A 15,680-nucleotide genomic window follows, 5' to 3' on the forward strand; every position below is an offset into this window, starting at 1 on the left:
GTCCGAGCCGTCCCGTCCCGCTGACCCGATCGACCTGCTTTGCCGATCCTTTACTATTGGAGGACCGTGTCGACCTGACGCGGTCCTCTGATGAAAGGTGTGAGCGTCCGTCCATGGGCGAGCCTCCCAGTAGCCGACATCGCGCACTGTCCGCCACCCTGTCCGATCATGGGACGGAGGTGACCCGATGACCGAAGTGCTCCTGCTGCTGGTGGCGATCCTGCTCTCGCTCGCCTGTGGCGCCTTCGTCGCCGCCGAGTTCTCGCTGACGACGGTCGAGCGCGGCGAGCTGGAGGCGGCGGCCGAGCGCGGCGAGCGCGGCGCGGCCGGCGCGCTGAAGGCCGTGCGCAACCTCACCTTCCAGCTCTCCGGCGCCCAGCTCGGCATCACCGTCACCAACCTGGTCGTCGGCATGCTCGCCGAGCCGTCCGTCTCGCGCCTGATCGCGGGCCCGCTGGAGTCGGTCGGCATGTCCCGGTCGGCCGCGTCCTCGCTGGCGCTCGTGCTGGGTACGGGCCTGTCGACGGTGTTCCTGATGGTCGTCGGCGAACTCGTGCCCAAGAACTGGGCGATCTCCTCGCCGCTGGCCGTGGCCAAGACGGTGGGCAACGCCCAGCGCTGGTTCAGCCGCGCCTTCCGGCCCTTCATCACCCACCTGAACAACACGGCGAACCGGGTGGTGCGCCGGTTCGGCATCGAGCCGGCCGAGGAGCTGGCCTCCGCGCGCGGGCCGCAGGAGCTGGCCGCGCTCGCCCGGCACTCCGCCCGGGAAGGGGCCCTGGAGCCGGACACCGCCGAGCTGTTCGTAAGGACGCTGAACCTGGCCGACCTGACCGCGGAGAACGTGATGACACCGCGCGTCCAGGTCGTCGCCCTGGATGTGCAGGCCACCTGCGAGGACGTCGCCAACGCCACCCGTGCGACCGGCCTGTCCCGCTTCCCCGTCTACCGCGGCAACCTCGACTCGGTCGTGGGCACCGCGCACATCAAGGACGTGCTGGCCGTACCCGCCGAGCGGCGCCCTCGGGTGCGGGTCGCCGAGCTGATGCGCGAACCGCTGCTGGTGCCGGAGTCGCTCACGGTGGACCGCCTGCTGGACCGGCTGTCCGGCAAGCGGACCATGGCGGTCGTCATCGACGAGTACGGCGGCACCGCCGGCGTCGCCACCCTGGAGGACATCGTCGAGGAGGTCGTCGGCGAGGTCCGCGACGAGCACGACCCGCACGAGACCCCCGACCTCGCCCCGGCCGGCACCGACGCGGACGGCCACGCCCTGTACTCCGTGGACGGCGCCGCCCGCATCGACCAGCTCGCGCGCGTCGGTCTGCGGCCGCCCGAGGGGCCGTACGAGACCCTCGCCGGCCTCGTCGCCGCCGAACTCGGCCGCATCCCGGCCGAGGGCGACAGTCTCCAGGTCGGCCACTGGCGGCTGGACGTGGTCGACGCGAGCGGGCGCCGCGCCGCACGGGTGCTGCTGCACGCGCCGCTGAACGACACCGAGGACGACGAAGAGGGGAGCCGGTGATGGTCGCCGTACAGCTGCTGATCGGTCTGGCGACGCTGGTCGTCAACGCCTTCTTCGTCGGGGCCGAGTTCGCGCTGATCTCCGTACGCCGCTCCCAGATCGAACCGCACGCCGAGGACGGCGACCGGCGCGCCCGCAGCGTGCTGTGGGGCCTTCGGCATGTGTCCGCCCTGATGGCGGCCGCGCAGCTCGGCATCACGCTGTGCACCCTGGTGCTCGGCGTGGTCGCCGAACCGGCGATCGCGCATCTGCTGGAGCCGGTGTTCCACGCGGTCGGCGTGCCGAGCGGTGCCGGGCACGCGGTGTCGTTCGTCATCGCGCTGACCCTTGCGACGTATCTGCACATGCTGCTCGGCGAGATGGTGCCCAAGAACATCGCGCTCGCCGAGCCGGTGCGCAGCGCGCTGCTGCTGGGGCCGCCGCTGGTGACGCTGGCCCGGGCGCTGCGGCCGGTGATCTTCGCGATCAACGCCTTCGCCAACGCCCTGCTCAAGCTGATGCGGATCGAGACCAAGGACGAGGTCACGGCGACCTTCTCGGACGCCGAGCTGGCCCGCCTGGTGCGTGACTCCGGTGAGGCCGGGCTGATCGACGCCCGTGCGCGCGAGCGGCTGAACGACGCACTGGAGCTGGGCCGCAGGCCGGTGCGGGACGTCGTGCTTCCGCTGGAACGGGTCGTCTACGCGCGCGTGGGCGTCACTCCCGAGGAGCTGGAGCGGCTGTCGGCCGAGTCCGGGTTCTCCCGGTTCCCGGTGGTCGACGAGGGCCGGCGCATCGTGGGCTATCTGCATGTGAAGGACGCGCTGGACGCCTCCCCGCGCGATGTCGCCTTCCGGCCGCGGGACATGCGGCCCATCGCGCGCGTACGGGAGACGACTCCGCTGGACGACGTGCTGACCGCGATGCGGGGCAGTCGTACGCACCTCGCCGCCGCGCTCGGCGCCGACGGGCGGCTGGCGGGGCTGGTGACGATGGAGGACGTGCTGCGGGAGCTGTTCGGGCAGCCGGCGTAGGGGTTCGGTGCAGGGGCCGGCCCACGGTGGACCGGGGTCGGCCCGGGGTGACCGACCGCTGGGTATGTCCGGCGGGTTACCATCGCTGTCGCCATGCAGACGAACCCCACCCACACCAGCCTGGTCGCGCTCGGCGACTCCTTCACCGAGGGCATGTCGGACCTGCTGCCCGACGGCACCTACCGCGGCTGGGCCGACCTGCTCGCGGCACGGATGGCCGCGCACACGCCCGGCTTCCGGTACGCCAACCTCGCCGTGCGCGGGAAGCTCATCGGGCAGATCGTCGACGAGCAGGTGGACGTCGCCGCCGCGATGGGCGCCGATGTGATCACCCTGGTCGGCGGCCTGAACGACACGCTGCGCCCCAAGTGCGACATGGGGCGGGTGAAGGGGTTGCTCACCGAGGCCGTGGAGCGGCTGGCCCCGGCCTGCGAGCAGCTGGTGCTGATGCGCAGTCCGGGCCGGCAGGGCCCGGTCCTGGAGCGGTTCCGGCCGCGCATGGAGGAGCTGTTCACCTGCATCGACGAGCTCGCGGCCCGGCACGGGGCGGTCGTGGTCGACCTGTACGGGGCGCCCGCACTCGGTGACCCGCGGCTGTGGGACGTGGACCGGCTGCACCTCACGGCCGAGGGCCACCGCCGGGTCGCCGAGGCGGTCTGGCAGACGCTGGGCTACGAACCCGAGGACGCCGACTGGCACGTCCCGGCGCCTGCGTCCCTGCCGCCGGGCTGGGTCACCCGCCGGGTCGCGGACGTACGGTTCGCCCGGCAGCACCTGCTTCCCTGGATCGGCCGCCGGCTGACCGGCCGGTCGTCGGGGGACGGGCGCCCGCCGAAGCGGCCGGAGCTGATGCCGTATCTGGCTCAGGCCACCGAGTGACAGCCGTCTCGTAGGTTCCGCCCAACCGGGGCCTGGCGCTGGCCTGCACTAATCGCCAGTAGAATCCGGACACGTGACTTCTCCCGCCAAGCCCCGCATCCCGAACGTTCTCGCCGGACGGTACGCCTCCGCCGAGCTCGCCACGCTCTGGTCCCCCGAGCAGAAGGTGAAGCTGGAGCGTCAGCTCTGGCTCGCCGTGCTGCGGGCCCAGAAGGACCTCGGCATCGAGGTGCCGGACGCGGCGATCGCCGACTACGAGCGTGTCCTCGACCAGGTCGACCTGGCCTCCATCGCCGAGCGCGAGAAGGTCACGCGGCACGACGTGAAGGCGCGGATCGAGGAGTTCAACGACCTCGCCGGGCACGAGCAGGTCCACAAGGGCATGACGTCCCGCGACCTGACGGAGAACGTCGAGCAGCTCCAGATCCGGCTCTCCCTGGAGCTGATGCGCAACCGCACGGTGGCCGTACTGGCCCGCCTCGGCAAGCTGTCGGGCGAGTACGCCGAGCTGGTCATGGCCGGCCGCTCCCACAACGTCGCCGCGCAGGCCACCACCCTGGGCAAGCGTTTCGCGACCGCCGCCGACGAGCTGCTCGTCGCCTACGGCCGCCTGGAGGAGCTGCTCGGCCGCTACCCGCTGCGCGGCATCAAGGGCCCCGTCGGCACCGCGCAGGACATGCTGGACCTGCTCGGCGGTGACGCCGCGAAGCTCGCCGACCTGGAGAACCGGATCGCGCAGCACCTGGGCTTCGCGCAGGCCTTCACCTCGGTCGGCCAGGTCTACCCGCGCTCCCTGGACTACGAGGTCGTCACCGCGCTGGTGCAGCTGGCCTCGGCGCCGTCGTCGCTGGCCAAGACGATCCGGCTGATGGCCGGGCACGAGCTGGTCACCGAGGGCTTCAAGCCGGGCCAGGTCGGCTCCTCGGCGATGCCGCACAAGATGAACACCCGCTCCTGCGAGCGCGTCAACGGCCTGATGGTCATCCTGCGCGGCTACGCCTCGATGACCGGCGAGCTGGCGGGCGACCAGTGGAACGAGGGTGACGTGTCCTGCTCGGTGGTGCGCCGGGTCGCGCTGCCGGACGCGTTCTTCGCGCTGGACGGCCTGCTGGAGACGTTCCTGACCGTCCTCGACGAGTTCGGCGCGTTCCCGGCCGTCGTGGCCCGGGAGCTGGACCGCTACCTGCCGTTCCTCGCCACCACCAAGGTGCTGATGGGCGCGGTGCGGGCCGGTGTCGGCCGGGAGATCGCGCACGAGGCCATCAAGGAGAACGCCGTGGCGACCGCGCTGGCCATGCGCGAGCAGGGCGCCGAGCGCAACGACCTGCTCGACAAGCTGGCCGCGGACGAGCGGCTGCCGCTGGACCGGGAGCAGCTCGGGGCCCTGATGGCCGACAAGCTGTCCTTCACGGGCGCCGCCGCCGACCAGGTCGCCGTGGTCGTGGGCCGCATCGACGAGATCGTCAAGCAGCACCCGGAGGCCGCGGGCTACACCCCCGGAGCGATTCTCTGACCCGCTTCACGCCGCAGGAGCTGGAGGCCGCCCGCGACCGTCTCGTACCGGACGTCGTCGCGGACGGCCTTCGCGTGCTGTTCTGCGGCATCAACCCGGGGCTGATGTCGGCCGCGACCGGCCATCACTTCGCGCGCCCCGGCAACCGCTTCTGGCCGGTGCTGCATCTGTCCGGCTTCACCCCGCGGCTGCTGAAGCCGGCCGAGCAGCAGGAGCTGCTGTCCTACGGGCTCGGCATCACCAACGTGGTCGCCCGGGCGACCGCCCGCGCGGACGAACTGACCGCCGAGGAGTACCGCGAGGGCGGCCGGCTGCTGGCACTGAAGGTGGCCCGGCTGAAGCCCCGCCGGCTCGCGGTGGTGGGCGTCACCGCGTACCGGGCGGCCTTCGGCGACCGCACCGCCCAGGTGGGCCCGCAGGAGCGGACCATCGGCGACACGCGCGTGTGGGTGCTGCCCAATCCGAGCGGGCTGAACGCGCACTGGACGGCCGCGACGATGGCGGAGGAGTTCGCCCGGCTGCGGGTGGCCGCGGAGGGCTGAGCCGGGGTTGGCCGGGCGTGGCTGCGGAGGATTGAGCCGGGGTTGGGCGGGGGCTGCGCAAACCTGGCGCCCCGCGTCCCGGCTGGTCGCCGCGAGGAGCAGACCCCGCGTCGCCGTGCGTCCTTCCTTCCTCAGGGCGGGTCGATCTCCGTCACCACGGCCAGCAGGCGGACCTCCTCCGACTCGCCCCGCGCGGCGACCCCTATCGCCACCCAGCGGTCGGTGCCGTTCGTCCGCCACAGGGACACCTCGTCCAGCAGTTCACCGACGCTCCCCCATGGCTCGGGTATCTCCTCGCCTCTCGCCCGGCGCACCTGGAGCGTCAGCGTGCTCCACGCGGGCTGCGCCCCCCAGCGCTGGTCAAGGCGCTGTGCGATGCCCTCCCGGTACGCCTCGAAGTCCTCCGCCGTGCGCTCCCGGCGCGCGGCGCCCCCGTCCCCGGCCGCCAACTCCGCTATGCAGTAGCCCGGCCCTTCCCGGCCCACGTCCGACCAGCCGTGCTCCGCCGGGAAGGGGCGGGCGCACAGCCGGTCGATCGTGTCCAGGTACCGCGCGATGTCCATGCCTCCAGTAAACCCGGCACCACTGACAATTGGCGGGGCGTCAGCCGTGGCCCGGGCCGTCGGGGCGTCAGGCGTCCCTGCGGTGCACGCTCCACGCCCCGGCGGCGAGCAGGGCGGCAGCCCAGGCCGCGGTCACGGCGAGGCCGGTCCACGGGCCGAGGGTGCCTTCCCAGGACTGGTGCAGGATCACCTGGCCTGCCTTGTCGGGCAGGAAGTCGGTCACCTTCCCCGCGGTGTCCCCGACGACGAAGGAGACCACGAGGACGAAGGGGATCAGGACCGACAGCGCGCCCACACCGCTGCGCAGCAGCGCCGCGAGGCCGGTCGCGATGAGCGTCATCAGCGCGAGGTAGACCCCGCAGCCCACGACCCCGCGCACCTGCTGAGCGGCGGTCAGCCCGTCCGCGGCGGCGCCGAGTCCGGCACGGGCGGCGGCGAGCGAGGCCCCGGCGGTCACCAGGCCGGCCAGGAACGCCGGTACGCCGACGGCGACGGCCTTGGCGGCGAACCACCGCCCGCGCCGCGGCACCGCGGCCAGCGACAGGCGCAGGGCGCCGCCCTGGAACTCCGCCGACATGGCCATGGCTCCGAAGGCGATGACGGCGATCTGGCCGGGCAGGACGCCCGAGAACGCCATGAACAGCGGGTCGAACTCCGGGTCCGAGGTGTCCGAGACGCCGGAGAGCGCCGAGAAGGCCGTGGAGACGGCGACGAGCGCGAGCAGCGCGCCGTACAGCGAGCGCAGGGTGCGGATCTTCAGCCACTCGGCGTGCAGGATCGGTGTGAACGACATGGTCAGGCCTCCTGGAGCTGTGCGGTGTACTCGGTCTCGGACGCGGTCAGATCGAGGTAGGCCTGTTCGAGCGTGCCCTCCTCCGCGGCGAGTTCGAGGATCGGCACGCGCGCCTCGGAGACGAGCCGGCCGATCTCGGCCACGCGCGCGTGGTGCACGGTCCAGGCGCCGTCCTCGCCGGGTTCGGCGGTGTGGCCGTGCCGGGCCAGGACGTCCTGCAGGGCCGTGGCGTCCGTGGTGCGCACCCGCACCCGGGGCTGCACGCGCGCGTCGATGAACTCCCGCATCGGCATGTCGGCGAGCAGCCGCCCGCGCCCGAGGACCACGAGGTGGTCGGCGAACTCGGCCGTCTCGTTCATGAGGTGACTGGAGACCAGCACGGTGCGGCCCTCGGCGGCGAGCCCGCGCAGCAGGGTGCGGATCCAGATGATGCCCTCGGGGTCCAGTCCGTTGGACGGCTCGTCGAGCATCACCACCGCGGGGTCGCCGAGCAGCGCCGCCGCGATGCCGAGGCGCTGGCGCATGCCCAGTGAGTACGTCCGCACCCGGCGCCGCGCGACGGACTCCAGGCCCGTCTCCCGCAGCACCTCGTCCACCCGCCGGGCCGGGATGCGGTTGCTCGCGGCGAGGATCCTCAGATGGTCACGGGCCGTCCGGGAGCCGTGGGCGGCCCGGGCGTCGAGCAACGCGCCCACCTGACGCAGGGGTTCGCCGAGGCCGGCGTAGGCGTGGCCGCCCACGGTGGCGGTGCCCGAGGTCGGCCGGTCGAGGCCGAGCACGAGCCGCATGGTGGTGGACTTGCCCGCGCCGTTCGGGCCGAGGAAGCCGGTGACCCGGCCGGGGCGCACACTGAAGGTCAGGGCGTCCACGGCCCGCCGGGTGCCGTACTCCTTGGTGAGGTCTTGGACGTCGATGCTGGTCATGGCATCAGCGTGGCGGCCGGTGCCGGGTCGTGGCCTCCCCCGCGAGGGGAGATCGGCTCCCCCTGGCGGGGGAGGCCCGTTGTCGGTGGTGGCTGCGACGATGGGCGCATGCTCCGCCTGCTGCGCCCCTTCACCAGGGCCGTGACCTACACACGATGGCTGCATCTGTTCATGGCCGTCGTGTGGCCCGCCATGTGGATGTACCTCAACGAGGACTGGTGGTTGCTGTCCGCGGTCCCACTGGGGCTCGCCGGTCTGGTGCCGGGGATGCGGACGGTGGAGGGGCTGCAGGCCCGGCTGCTGCTGGTGGGGCGGCGGCCTGCGGGCGACGGCCCCGAGATCGTCACCACGCCCGCGGCGAGCTGGGGCGACCGAGCGCGGACGGTGCTGTGGCTGGAGACCCGGCTGCTGCTGGGCGGCCTGGTCGCGATGCTGACGGTCCAACTGCCCATCACCACCGACACGCTGGTGCGGGCCGGGCTGGGCGGGGGCGGCCCGGACGGGGGCGCGCTGCTGCACCTGTCCGGGGACCACTGGTGGTACCTGGCGCTGGCGCCCCTGCCGCTCGTGCTGCTGCCGGTGGTGGTCGTGGCGTCCGGCGAGCTGATCACCCGGCTGGCCGGGCGGCTGCTCGGCCCCTCCCCCGCCGAGCGGCTCGCCGCGCTGGAGGAGCGCACGGAGCAGCTGCTGGAGCGCAACCGCATCGCGCGCGAGCTGCACGACTCCATCGGACACGCGCTGACGGTGGCGGTGGTGCAGGCGGGCGCGGCGCGGGCCGCGGGTGACCCGGAGTTCACCGACCGGGCGCTGGCGGCCATCGAGGACACCGGCCGGGCCGCGCTGGAGGACCTGGACCGGGTGCTCGGGGTGCTGCGCGAGTCGGAGCGGCCGGTGAGCAGCAGGCCCACGCTGGCCGACGCCGACCGGCTGCTGGAGTCGGCGCGGGCCTCCGGGGCGAAGCTCGACGCCGAGGTGAGCGGCCCGCTGGAGGCTCTGCCTGGGCCGGTTTCGCGCGAGGGCTACCGCATCCTCCAGGAGGCCCTGACCAATGTGCTGCGGCATGCGGGCGCGGTCCCGGCCCAGGTGCGGGTGCGGGTCGCGGACGGCACGCTCGAGCTGGAGGTGCGCAACGCCCTGCCCGCGGCGATATCCACGCCCGGCCGGGGCAGCGGGCTGCGCGGCATGCGCGAGCGTGCGGCCCTGCTCGGCGGCCGGGCGCACACCGGCCCTGACGACGGCGACTGGCGGGTGCGGGTGGAACTGCCGCTGGGCTGACCGTCGTACGGGCTGGACTAGTCTGGCCGGATGCCCGTCACCGTTCTCCTCGTCGACGACGAACCCCTGGTCCGCGCGGGTCTGCGGGCAGTTCTGGACGCACAGCCCGACATCGAGGTCGTCGGTGAGGCCGCGGACGGGGCCGCGGTGATCCCGCTGGTGCGGCAACTGCGGCCGGACGTGGTCGCGATGGACGTCCGGATGCCGCTGCTCGACGGCATCGAGGCGACCCGCGCGGTGCTGCGGACGGTGCCGGAGCCGCCGAGGATCCTGGTGGTGACGACGTTCGAGAACGACAGTTACGTGTACGACGCGCTGCGTGCGGGTGCCAGCGGGTTCCTGCTGAAGCGGGCGCGTCCGGCGGAGATCGTGCACGCGGTGCGGCTGGTCGCCGAGGGCGAGTCGCTGCTGTTCCCGGCGTCGGTGCGGCAGTTGGCCGCCGAGTACGGCGGTGACGGGGCCGGGAACCCGGCGGCCCGGGCGGCGCTGGAGCGGGCCCGGCTGACCGAGCGTGAGGCGGAGGTGCTGCGGCTGATGACGCGGGGTCTGTCGAACGCGGAGATCGCGGCCCGGCTGACCGTGGGCGCGGAGACGGTGAAGTCGCACGTGAGCGCCGTACTGGCGAAGCTGGGGGCGCGTGATCGCACGCAGGCGGTCATCGTCGCGTACGAGTCCGGGTTCGTCTCGCCGGGCTGACGGCGGGGTGTGCGGAGCGGGGGACTCCGCCACTCGCCCGGTTCCGCCGCGCCGAGTACGATCCGGCCATCATGCGCTCGAGCTGGGAGGACGGACGGTGGGGCGGCTGACCGGCGGGGATCCCTCGCTGCTGCGAAGGATCAATTCCGCGGTGGTGCTGCACGCGCTGCGTGCCACGGACTGCGCGACGCTCACGGAGATCACGCGCGTCACCGGGCTGTCCCGGCCGACGGTCGAGGGTGTCGTGGAAGGGCTCATCGAGGCCGGTCTGGTCGTCGAGAAGGCCGCGGAGGAGGGCGCTGCCCGGCGGCAGGGGCGGCCCGCGCGGCGTTTCCGTTTCCGCGCCGAGGCGGGGCATCTGCTGGGCCTGGAGATCGGCGCCCACCGGGTGGCCGCGCTGCTGGCGGACCTGGACGGGAAGGTGCTGGGCGCGCAGGCCAAGGAGGTCGACGAGACGGTCGACGCGGACGAGCGGCTGGAGCGGGTGCGCGGCGCGGTGGCGGAGCTGCTGCGCCGGTCCGGAGTGTCCCGGGCCTCGCTGCGGGCGGTGGGCGTGGGCACGCCCGGCATCGTCGAGGCGGATGGCACGGTGCGGCTGGGCACGGCCCTGCCCGGGTGGACGGGGCTGCGGCTGGGCGAGCGGCTGAGCCGCTCCTTCAAGTGCCCGGTGCTGGTGGAGAACGACGCGAACGCGGCGGCGGTGGCGGAGCACTGGAAGGGTTCGGCGACCGAGTCGGACGACGTCGTGTTCGTGCTGGCCGGACTGAGTCCCGGGGCGGGCGCGCTGATCGGTGGTCGGCTGCACCGCGGGTTCGGCGGGGCGGCCGGGGAGATCGGCGCGCTGCATCTGCTGGGGCGTGAGGTCACGCCGGAGACGCTGCTGTCCACGACGGACGAGCCGCTGCACCCGCTGGACGAGCAGGCAGTCGCCGAGGTGTTCGCCCGGGCCCGCCGGGGCGACACGGGGGCCCGCGCGGCCGTCGACCGGTTCATCCAGCGGCTGGTGCACGACGTGGCCGCGCTGGTGCTGGCCCTGGACCCCGAACTCGTCGTGATCGGCGGCTGGGCGGCCGGCCTGGACGACGTGCTCGAACCGCTGCGGCGCGAGCTGGCCCGCTACTGTCTGCGGCCGCCGCGGGTGGCGCTGTCGCTGCTCGGCGAGGCGGCCGTGGCCACCGGCGCGGTGCGCCTGGCCCTCGACCACGTGGAGGAGCAGCTCTTCGCGGTGGAGGGCACGGTCACGGCACGCCGCTGACGGCCGAGACGTCCGGCAGTGGGATGCGGTGGACGGGCGTCGGTCAGCTCGCCCGGCGCTGGGGGTCCTGGTGGATCTCCACGGTGCCGGAGTCGCCGAAGGTGAGCCGGCAGGTGTCGGCGCGGTAGGTCGCGACGGACAGCGCGGCGGTGCGTCCCTCGGCGAGGTACCGAGTGGTGACGATCAGCACGGGCGCCCCGGGCAGCCGGTCGAGTTCCTTGGCGTCGTCCGCGCGGGCGGAGCCCAGCTCGACCGCGTTGTCGTGACCCTCCAGCTCCAGGCGCTGCAGTTCGCGCAGCACCGCACGCGCGCGTGCCGCGCCCGAGGGGGCGTCTATGCCGGACAGGTCCGGCACGGAGGACTGCGGGATGTGGAGCAGTTCGGCGGCGACGGGCTGGCCGTGGGTCATGCGGGTGCGGCGCACGATGTGCACGGGCTCGTCGGCGGCGGTCTCCAGCGCGGCGGCGACGGACGCGGGCGGCACGGCCAGCTCGCAGTCGACGGGCTGCCAGGCGTCCTCGGGACCGCCGGGCCAGGCGGGCTGCTCGCTGCCGACGGCCACGCCCACGCGGGGCGGTGCCACGGTCGTGCCGACGCCGCGGCGGCGCTGGAGCCTGCCTTCCAGTTCGAGCTGCTCCAGGGCCTGGCGGAGCGTGGCGCGGGCGACGCCGAAGCGGGCGGCGAGGTCGCGCTCGTTGGGAAGGATCTCCCCCACGGAGAACTCGGAGTCCAGTGCCTCGGTGAGCACGGTCTTGAGGTGCCAGTACTTCGGTTCCGGCACCGTTTCCAACTGCTGGGTCCCCACCCTGTCCTCCGCAATCGCCGTGTTCCCCGGCGGCGTTTTAGCGCCCTTGTTTATTAAAGGTTGTTGCACTTATCAGCGACCATAGGACGGCCCCCACCCTTGGTCAAGACCAATCCTCGATCCCTGGGAGGACGCGCGGGGCGTGCGCGGTGAAGCGTTCATGGCGCGTTCGCACGGGGTCGCATGCGTGACATCACGGCAAAACCCCCGTCGCGGACGACGGGGGCTGTACGGTGCCGGCGGTCAGAGCCCGGTGAGCGACCGCAGCTTGTCGGGGTTGCGGATGAGGTGGACGGTCTGGACGCGCCCGTCGACGACGTCGACCTGGAGCACGGCGTCGGGGGTGCCGTCGCAGAGGTAGAGCGCGGCCGGTGCCCCGTTGAGCTCCACGAGGCGTACGGACCTGCCCGGCGGGCTCTTGCGCGCCGCGCCGACGAGGAAGCGCCCGATCCGGTCGGCGGTCTCCAGGACGCGCAGGGGCGCGCGGGACTTGCCGCCGCCGTCGCCCACCAGCCGGGCGTCGGGGGCCAGCAGCTGCACGAGCCCGTCGAGGTCGCCCTCGCGGGCCGCGGCGAGGAGGCGCTCGGTGAGCTCGCGTCGCCGGCCGGGGTCGACGTCGTAGCGGGGCCGCCGCTCGTCGACATGCCGGCGGGCCCGCGCGGCGAGCTGCCGTACGGCCGGCTCCGCGCGGTCGAGGATCGCGGCGATCTCGCCGTACGGGTAGCCGAAGGCCTCCCGCAGCACGAACACCGCCCGCTCCAGCGGTGACAGCGACTCCAGCAGGACCAGGACGGCGAGGGAGGCCGACTCCGCGAGGAGAGCCCCCTCGGCGCTGTCCGGGACGAGGCCGGCGTGTTCGGCGGCGTACGGCTCGGGCAGCCAGCAGCCGACGTACGCCTCGTTGCGGGCGCGGATCCGGCGGAGCCGGTCGAGGGCGACCCGCGTGGTGATGCGCACCAGGTACGCGCGCGTGTCGCGGACCTCGTCGCGGTCGGCGGCGGACCAGCGCAGCCACGCGTCCTGGACGACGTCCTCGGCGTCGGTCACGCGTCCGAGCATGCGGTAGGCGACGCCCATGAGTACGGGCCGGTGCTGCTCGAAGACGTCGGTGGCGGGGTCGGTGATCACCGGGTCATCCCATCCGACGCGCTGTGTCATGTCCAGACGGGCTACCCACGAGTAGTAATTGCTGACAAGCTGTCCACCAAGCGTTCGTCGGCGCATCCCAGGCAAAGGAGCCGCTCATGTCCGCCACCGTCACCTTCGAGGTCCCCTCCCCCCAGGGCCGACGGTCCGTGACCCTCTCCTACGCGCGCGTGGGAAGCGGTGAACCGCTGCTCCTGCTGCACGGCATCGGCCACCACTGGCAGGCCTGGGAGCCGGTCATCGACATCCTGGCCGCCGAGCGGGACGTGATCGCCGTGGACCTGCCGGGGTTCGGCGCGTCCCCGTCCCTGCCGGACGGCCTCACCCACGACCTGCCGACCATGAACGCCGCTCTCGGCGCCCTGTGCGAGGCACTGGACCTGGACCGCCCCCATGTGGCGGGCAACTCCCTCGGCGGGCTGCTGGCCCTGGAGCTGGGCCGGGAGAAGCTCGTACGGTCCGTCACCGCGCTGTCGCCCGCCGGTTTCTGGACGCGGGCCGAGCGGCGCTACGCGTTCGGCGTGCTGATGGCGATGCGGCAGAGCGCACGCGGGCTGCCCGTGCCCCTGGTCGAGCGGCTGTCGCGTACGGCGCCCGGTCGGACCGTCCTGACGAGCACGATCTACGCCCGGCCCGGCCGCAGGTCGCCGGAGGCCGTGGTCGCCGAGACCCTGGCCCTCGCCAACGCCACCGGCTTCACCGAGACCCTCCGCGCGGGCGCCACGGTCCAGTTCACCGACGACATCCCCGGCATCCCGGTCACCGTGGCCTGGGGCACCAAGGACCGCCTGCTGCTGCGCCGGCAGGGCGTACGCGCGAAGGGGATCATCCCCAAGGCCCGCCTGGTGCGGCTGCCCGGCTGCGGCCATGTCCCGATGAACGACGACCCGGCGCTCGTCGCCCGCGTGATCCTCGACGGCAGCCGCTGAGGGGACGCCGCGGGCGTCCGGCGTCGGGCCACGCGGCAGCCTGGCGGCGGTTGGGTGAACTACGGGCAGAGGCAGGGGCGCTCCGGGGCAACACGGCGGGTGGGGACAGTTGTTCACTTGTGGTTCGTGTGGGCGCTGCGGTGCACCAGTAGGTGTGTCAGGGCACACCGGCCGGCTCCCCGCACTGGAGGCCCCACCATGTCCGACCGTCCCCTGCTCCCCGGTCGTCGCAGCGTGCTGCGCGGCTCCGTCGCCGCCTCGGCGGCCCTGACCCTCCCGGCCGGCCTCGGCGCGGCACCGGCCTTCGCCCTGTCCGGGCGCCCCCGCGCGGAGTGGGGCGTGCAGAGCGGTGACGTGACGGCCGACTCGGCGCTGGTGTGGGTCCGTTCGGACCGGCCGGCCCGGATGATCGTGGAGACCTCGGCGACCGAGTCGTTCCGCAACCCGCGCAGATGGCACGGCCCCCTGCTGGGCCCGGGCACCGACTTCACCGGTACGACGAGGCTGCGCGGGCTGCCGCCCGGCCGGCAGGTCCACTACCGGGTGCTGCTCGCCGACCCGGACGATCCTCGTCGAACGAGCGAGCCGGTCCCGGGGATGTTCCGCACGGTGCCGGTGCGCCGCGGCGACGGTGTGCGGTTCCTGTGGTCCGGCGACCTCGCGGGACAGGGCTGGGGCATCAACCCCGGCCTCGGCGGCTACCGCATCTTCGACGCGATGGCCCGCCTCGACCCCGACTTCTTCCTGTTCAGCGGCGACACCGTCTACGCCGACGGCCCGATCGCGCCGACCGCGGCACTGCCCGGCGGCGGCATCTGGCGGAACGTCACCACCGAGGAGAAGGCCAAGGTCGCCGAGACGCTCGCCGAGTACCGCGGCAACTTCCGCTACAACCTCCTGGACGACAACCTGCGTCGCTTCAACGCGCAGGTGCCCACCATCGTGCAGTGGGACGACCACGAGGTGCGCAACAACTGGTACCCGGGGCAGGTCGTCGCCGACACCGACACCCGCTACACGGAGAAGAGCGTGGACGTGCTGGCGGCGCGGGCGCAGCGGGCGTTCAGCGAGTACTTCCCCGTCTCGACGCTGCGGCCCGGCGCCCGGGAGGGCCGGGTGTACCGGGTGCTGCGACAGGGGCCGCTGCTGGACGTGTTCGTGCTGGACATGCGCACCTACCGCAACGCGAACTCGCCGGACGACCAGGCCGTCGACCCGCAGGGCATTCTGGGCCGTGAGCAGTTGGAGTGGCTGAAGCGGGAGCTGGCGCGCTCGCGGGCGGTGTGGAAGGTGATCGCCGCCGACATGCCGATCGGCCTGGTGGTGCCGGACGGCCAGGAGGGCCGGCCGCACTTCGAGGCGATCGCCCAGGGCGACCCGGGTGCGCCGCTCGGGCGCGAGCTGCAGATCGCCGAGCTGCTGCGGTTCGTCAAGCACCGGCGGATCACCGGCACGGTGTGGTTGACGGCCGACGTCCATCACACCTCGGCCCAGCACTACCAGCCGTCACGGGCGGCGTTCACGGACTTCGAGCCGTTCTGGGAGTTCGTCTCCGGGCCGCTGAACGCGGGCGCGTTCCCGGCGAGCGCCCTGGACGGCACCTTCGGCCCGCAGCGGGTCTTCGTGAAGGCGCCGAGCGTCGGCAACGTCTCCCCCGCCGGCGGGTACCAGTTCTTCGGCGAGGTCGACATCGACGGCGACAGCGCCGAGCTGACCGTCCGGCTGCGCGAGCAGGACGGCACCGTGTTGTTCACGCAGGTGCTCCAGCCCGGCCGGGTCGGCCAGTAACTGCCGTACGCTCGACAGCACGTGCCCCGCACCGG

General features: G+C 73.4%; 15 protein-coding genes. 10 read left to right on the forward strand and 5 right to left on the reverse strand.

Going from position 1 to position 15,680, the window contains the following annotated elements; translation table 11 throughout:
* The first annotated feature begins 187 nt into the window (after window positions 1-187).
* From ACIQ6Y_RS18625 to mug, 5 genes are all read left to right on the forward strand, one after another.
* Window positions 188-1,525 carry a hemolysin family protein gene (locus tag ACIQ6Y_RS18625; RefSeq protein ID WP_404039716.1) on the forward strand — a complete coding sequence of 446 codons (1,338 nt, stop codon included), beginning with the start codon at window positions 188-190 and terminating at the stop codon, window positions 1,523-1,525.
* Window positions 1,525-2,538, forward strand: coding sequence for a hemolysin family protein (locus tag ACIQ6Y_RS18630; RefSeq protein ID WP_404039718.1), 1,014 nt, complete (start codon window positions 1,525-1,527; stop codon window positions 2,536-2,538). Before ACIQ6Y_RS18625 ends, ACIQ6Y_RS18630 begins: the two co-directional genes overlap by 1 nt.
* A 93-nt stretch (window positions 2,539-2,631) precedes the next feature.
* The gene (locus tag ACIQ6Y_RS18635; protein ID WP_404039721.1) at window positions 2,632-3,417 is read left to right on the forward strand and encodes an SGNH/GDSL hydrolase family protein; all 786 of its coding nucleotides are present in this window, start codon (window positions 2,632-2,634) and stop codon (window positions 3,415-3,417) included.
* Between the two features lie 73 nt (window positions 3,418-3,490).
* Window positions 3,491-4,930, forward strand: coding sequence for an adenylosuccinate lyase (gene purB, locus ACIQ6Y_RS18640; protein WP_404039724.1), 1,440 nt, complete (start codon window positions 3,491-3,493; stop codon window positions 4,928-4,930).
* The gene (mug, locus tag ACIQ6Y_RS18645; protein WP_404040115.1) at window positions 4,927-5,472 is read left to right on the forward strand and encodes a G/U mismatch-specific DNA glycosylase; all 546 of its coding nucleotides are present in this window, start codon (window positions 4,927-4,929) and stop codon (window positions 5,470-5,472) included. Before purB ends, mug begins: the two co-directional genes overlap by 4 nt.
* A gap of 131 nt (window positions 5,473-5,603) precedes the next feature.
* Here the strand turns inward: mug and ACIQ6Y_RS18650 are convergent, their stop codons facing one another.
* The 3 genes from ACIQ6Y_RS18650 to ACIQ6Y_RS18660 form a co-directional block, all read right to left on the reverse strand.
* Window positions 5,604-6,035, reverse strand: a complete 432-nt coding sequence (locus ACIQ6Y_RS18650; protein WP_404039727.1) for a hypothetical protein — start codon at window positions 6,033-6,035, stop codon at window positions 5,604-5,606.
* Window positions 6,036-6,102: 67 nt separating this feature from the next.
* On the reverse strand, window positions 6,103-6,828 hold the full coding sequence (locus ACIQ6Y_RS18655; RefSeq protein WP_404039730.1) for an ABC transporter permease: 726 nt from the start codon (window positions 6,826-6,828) through the stop codon (window positions 6,103-6,105).
* Between the two features lie 2 nt (window positions 6,829-6,830).
* Window positions 6,831-7,751: an ATP-binding cassette domain-containing protein gene (locus ACIQ6Y_RS18660; protein WP_404039733.1), complete on the reverse strand. Its 921-nt coding sequence runs from the start codon at window positions 7,749-7,751 to the stop codon at window positions 6,831-6,833.
* A gap of 108 nt (window positions 7,752-7,859) precedes the next feature.
* On the opposite strand from ACIQ6Y_RS18660, the gene ACIQ6Y_RS18665 reads away from it, so the two are divergent.
* The 3 genes from ACIQ6Y_RS18665 (at window position 7,860) to ACIQ6Y_RS18675 (ending at window position 10,977) form a co-directional block, all read left to right on the forward strand.
* Entirely contained in the window at window positions 7,860-9,026 is a 1,167-nt protein-coding gene (locus tag ACIQ6Y_RS18665) for a sensor histidine kinase (protein WP_404039736.1), read from the forward strand.
* A gap of 30 nt (window positions 9,027-9,056) precedes the next feature.
* The gene (locus tag ACIQ6Y_RS18670) at window positions 9,057-9,722 is read left to right on the forward strand and encodes a response regulator (protein WP_404039740.1); all 666 of its coding nucleotides are present in this window, start codon (window positions 9,057-9,059) and stop codon (window positions 9,720-9,722) included.
* Window positions 9,723-9,819: 97 nt separating this feature from the next.
* On the forward strand, window positions 9,820-10,977 hold the full coding sequence (locus tag ACIQ6Y_RS18675; protein WP_404039743.1) for an ROK family transcriptional regulator: 1,158 nt from the start codon (window positions 9,820-9,822) through the stop codon (window positions 10,975-10,977).
* 43 nt (window positions 10,978-11,020) lie between these two features.
* Here the strand turns inward: ACIQ6Y_RS18675 and ACIQ6Y_RS18680 are convergent, their stop codons facing one another.
* Entirely contained in the window at window positions 11,021-11,782 is a 762-nt protein-coding gene (locus ACIQ6Y_RS18680; protein WP_404039746.1) for a GntR family transcriptional regulator, read from the reverse strand.
* Window positions 11,783-12,025: 243 nt separating this feature from the next.
* Window positions 12,026-12,910, reverse strand: a complete 885-nt coding sequence (locus ACIQ6Y_RS18685) for an RNA polymerase sigma-70 factor (protein ID WP_404039749.1) — start codon at window positions 12,908-12,910, stop codon at window positions 12,026-12,028.
* Window positions 12,911-13,026: 116 nt separating this feature from the next.
* Here ACIQ6Y_RS18685 and ACIQ6Y_RS18690 point away from each other — a divergent pair, with 116 nt between their 5' ends.
* Window positions 13,027-13,857, forward strand: a complete 831-nt coding sequence (locus ACIQ6Y_RS18690) for an alpha/beta fold hydrolase (RefSeq protein WP_404039751.1) — start codon at window positions 13,027-13,029, stop codon at window positions 13,855-13,857.
* Window positions 13,858-14,055: 198 nt separating this feature from the next.
* A complete protein-coding gene (locus tag ACIQ6Y_RS18695) occupies window positions 14,056-15,645 on the forward strand; it encodes an alkaline phosphatase D family protein (RefSeq protein WP_404039754.1) in 1,590 nt (529 codons plus the stop codon).
* The last annotated feature ends 35 nt before the right edge of the window (window positions 15,646-15,680 follow it).

The organism is Streptomyces sp. NPDC096205, assembly GCF_044763135.1.
Lineage (GTDB): Bacteria > Actinomycetota > Actinomycetes > Streptomycetales > Streptomycetaceae > Streptomyces.

Excerpts from the sequence above, each read along its gene's own strand:
- ACIQ6Y_RS18660 (WP_404039733.1), bottom strand. The coding sequence starts at position 7,751 with ATGACCAGCATCGACGTCCAAGACCTCACCAAGGAGTACGGCACCCGG.
- ACIQ6Y_RS18630 (WP_404039718.1), top strand. The coding sequence starts at position 1,525 with ATGGTCGCCGTACAGCTGCTGATCGGTCTGGCGACGCTGGTCGTCAAC.
- ACIQ6Y_RS18655 (WP_404039730.1), bottom strand. The coding sequence starts at position 6,828 with ATGTCGTTCACACCGATCCTGCACGCCGAGTGGCTGAAGATCCGCACC.
- ACIQ6Y_RS18625 (WP_404039716.1), top strand. The coding sequence starts at position 188 with ATGACCGAAGTGCTCCTGCTGCTGGTGGCGATCCTGCTCTCGCTCGCC.
- ACIQ6Y_RS18650 (WP_404039727.1), bottom strand. The coding sequence starts at position 6,035 with ATGGACATCGCGCGGTACCTGGACACGATCGACCGGCTGTGCGCCCGC.
- ACIQ6Y_RS18670 (WP_404039740.1), top strand. The coding sequence starts at position 9,057 with ATGCCCGTCACCGTTCTCCTCGTCGACGACGAACCCCTGGTCCGCGCG.
- ACIQ6Y_RS18635 (WP_404039721.1), top strand. The coding sequence starts at position 2,632 with ATGCAGACGAACCCCACCCACACCAGCCTGGTCGCGCTCGGCGACTCC.
- ACIQ6Y_RS18690 (WP_404039751.1), top strand. The coding sequence starts at position 13,027 with ATGTCCGCCACCGTCACCTTCGAGGTCCCCTCCCCCCAGGGCCGACGG.
- ACIQ6Y_RS18695 (WP_404039754.1), top strand. The coding sequence starts at position 14,056 with ATGTCCGACCGTCCCCTGCTCCCCGGTCGTCGCAGCGTGCTGCGCGGC.
- ACIQ6Y_RS18665 (WP_404039736.1), top strand. The coding sequence starts at position 7,860 with ATGCTCCGCCTGCTGCGCCCCTTCACCAGGGCCGTGACCTACACACGA.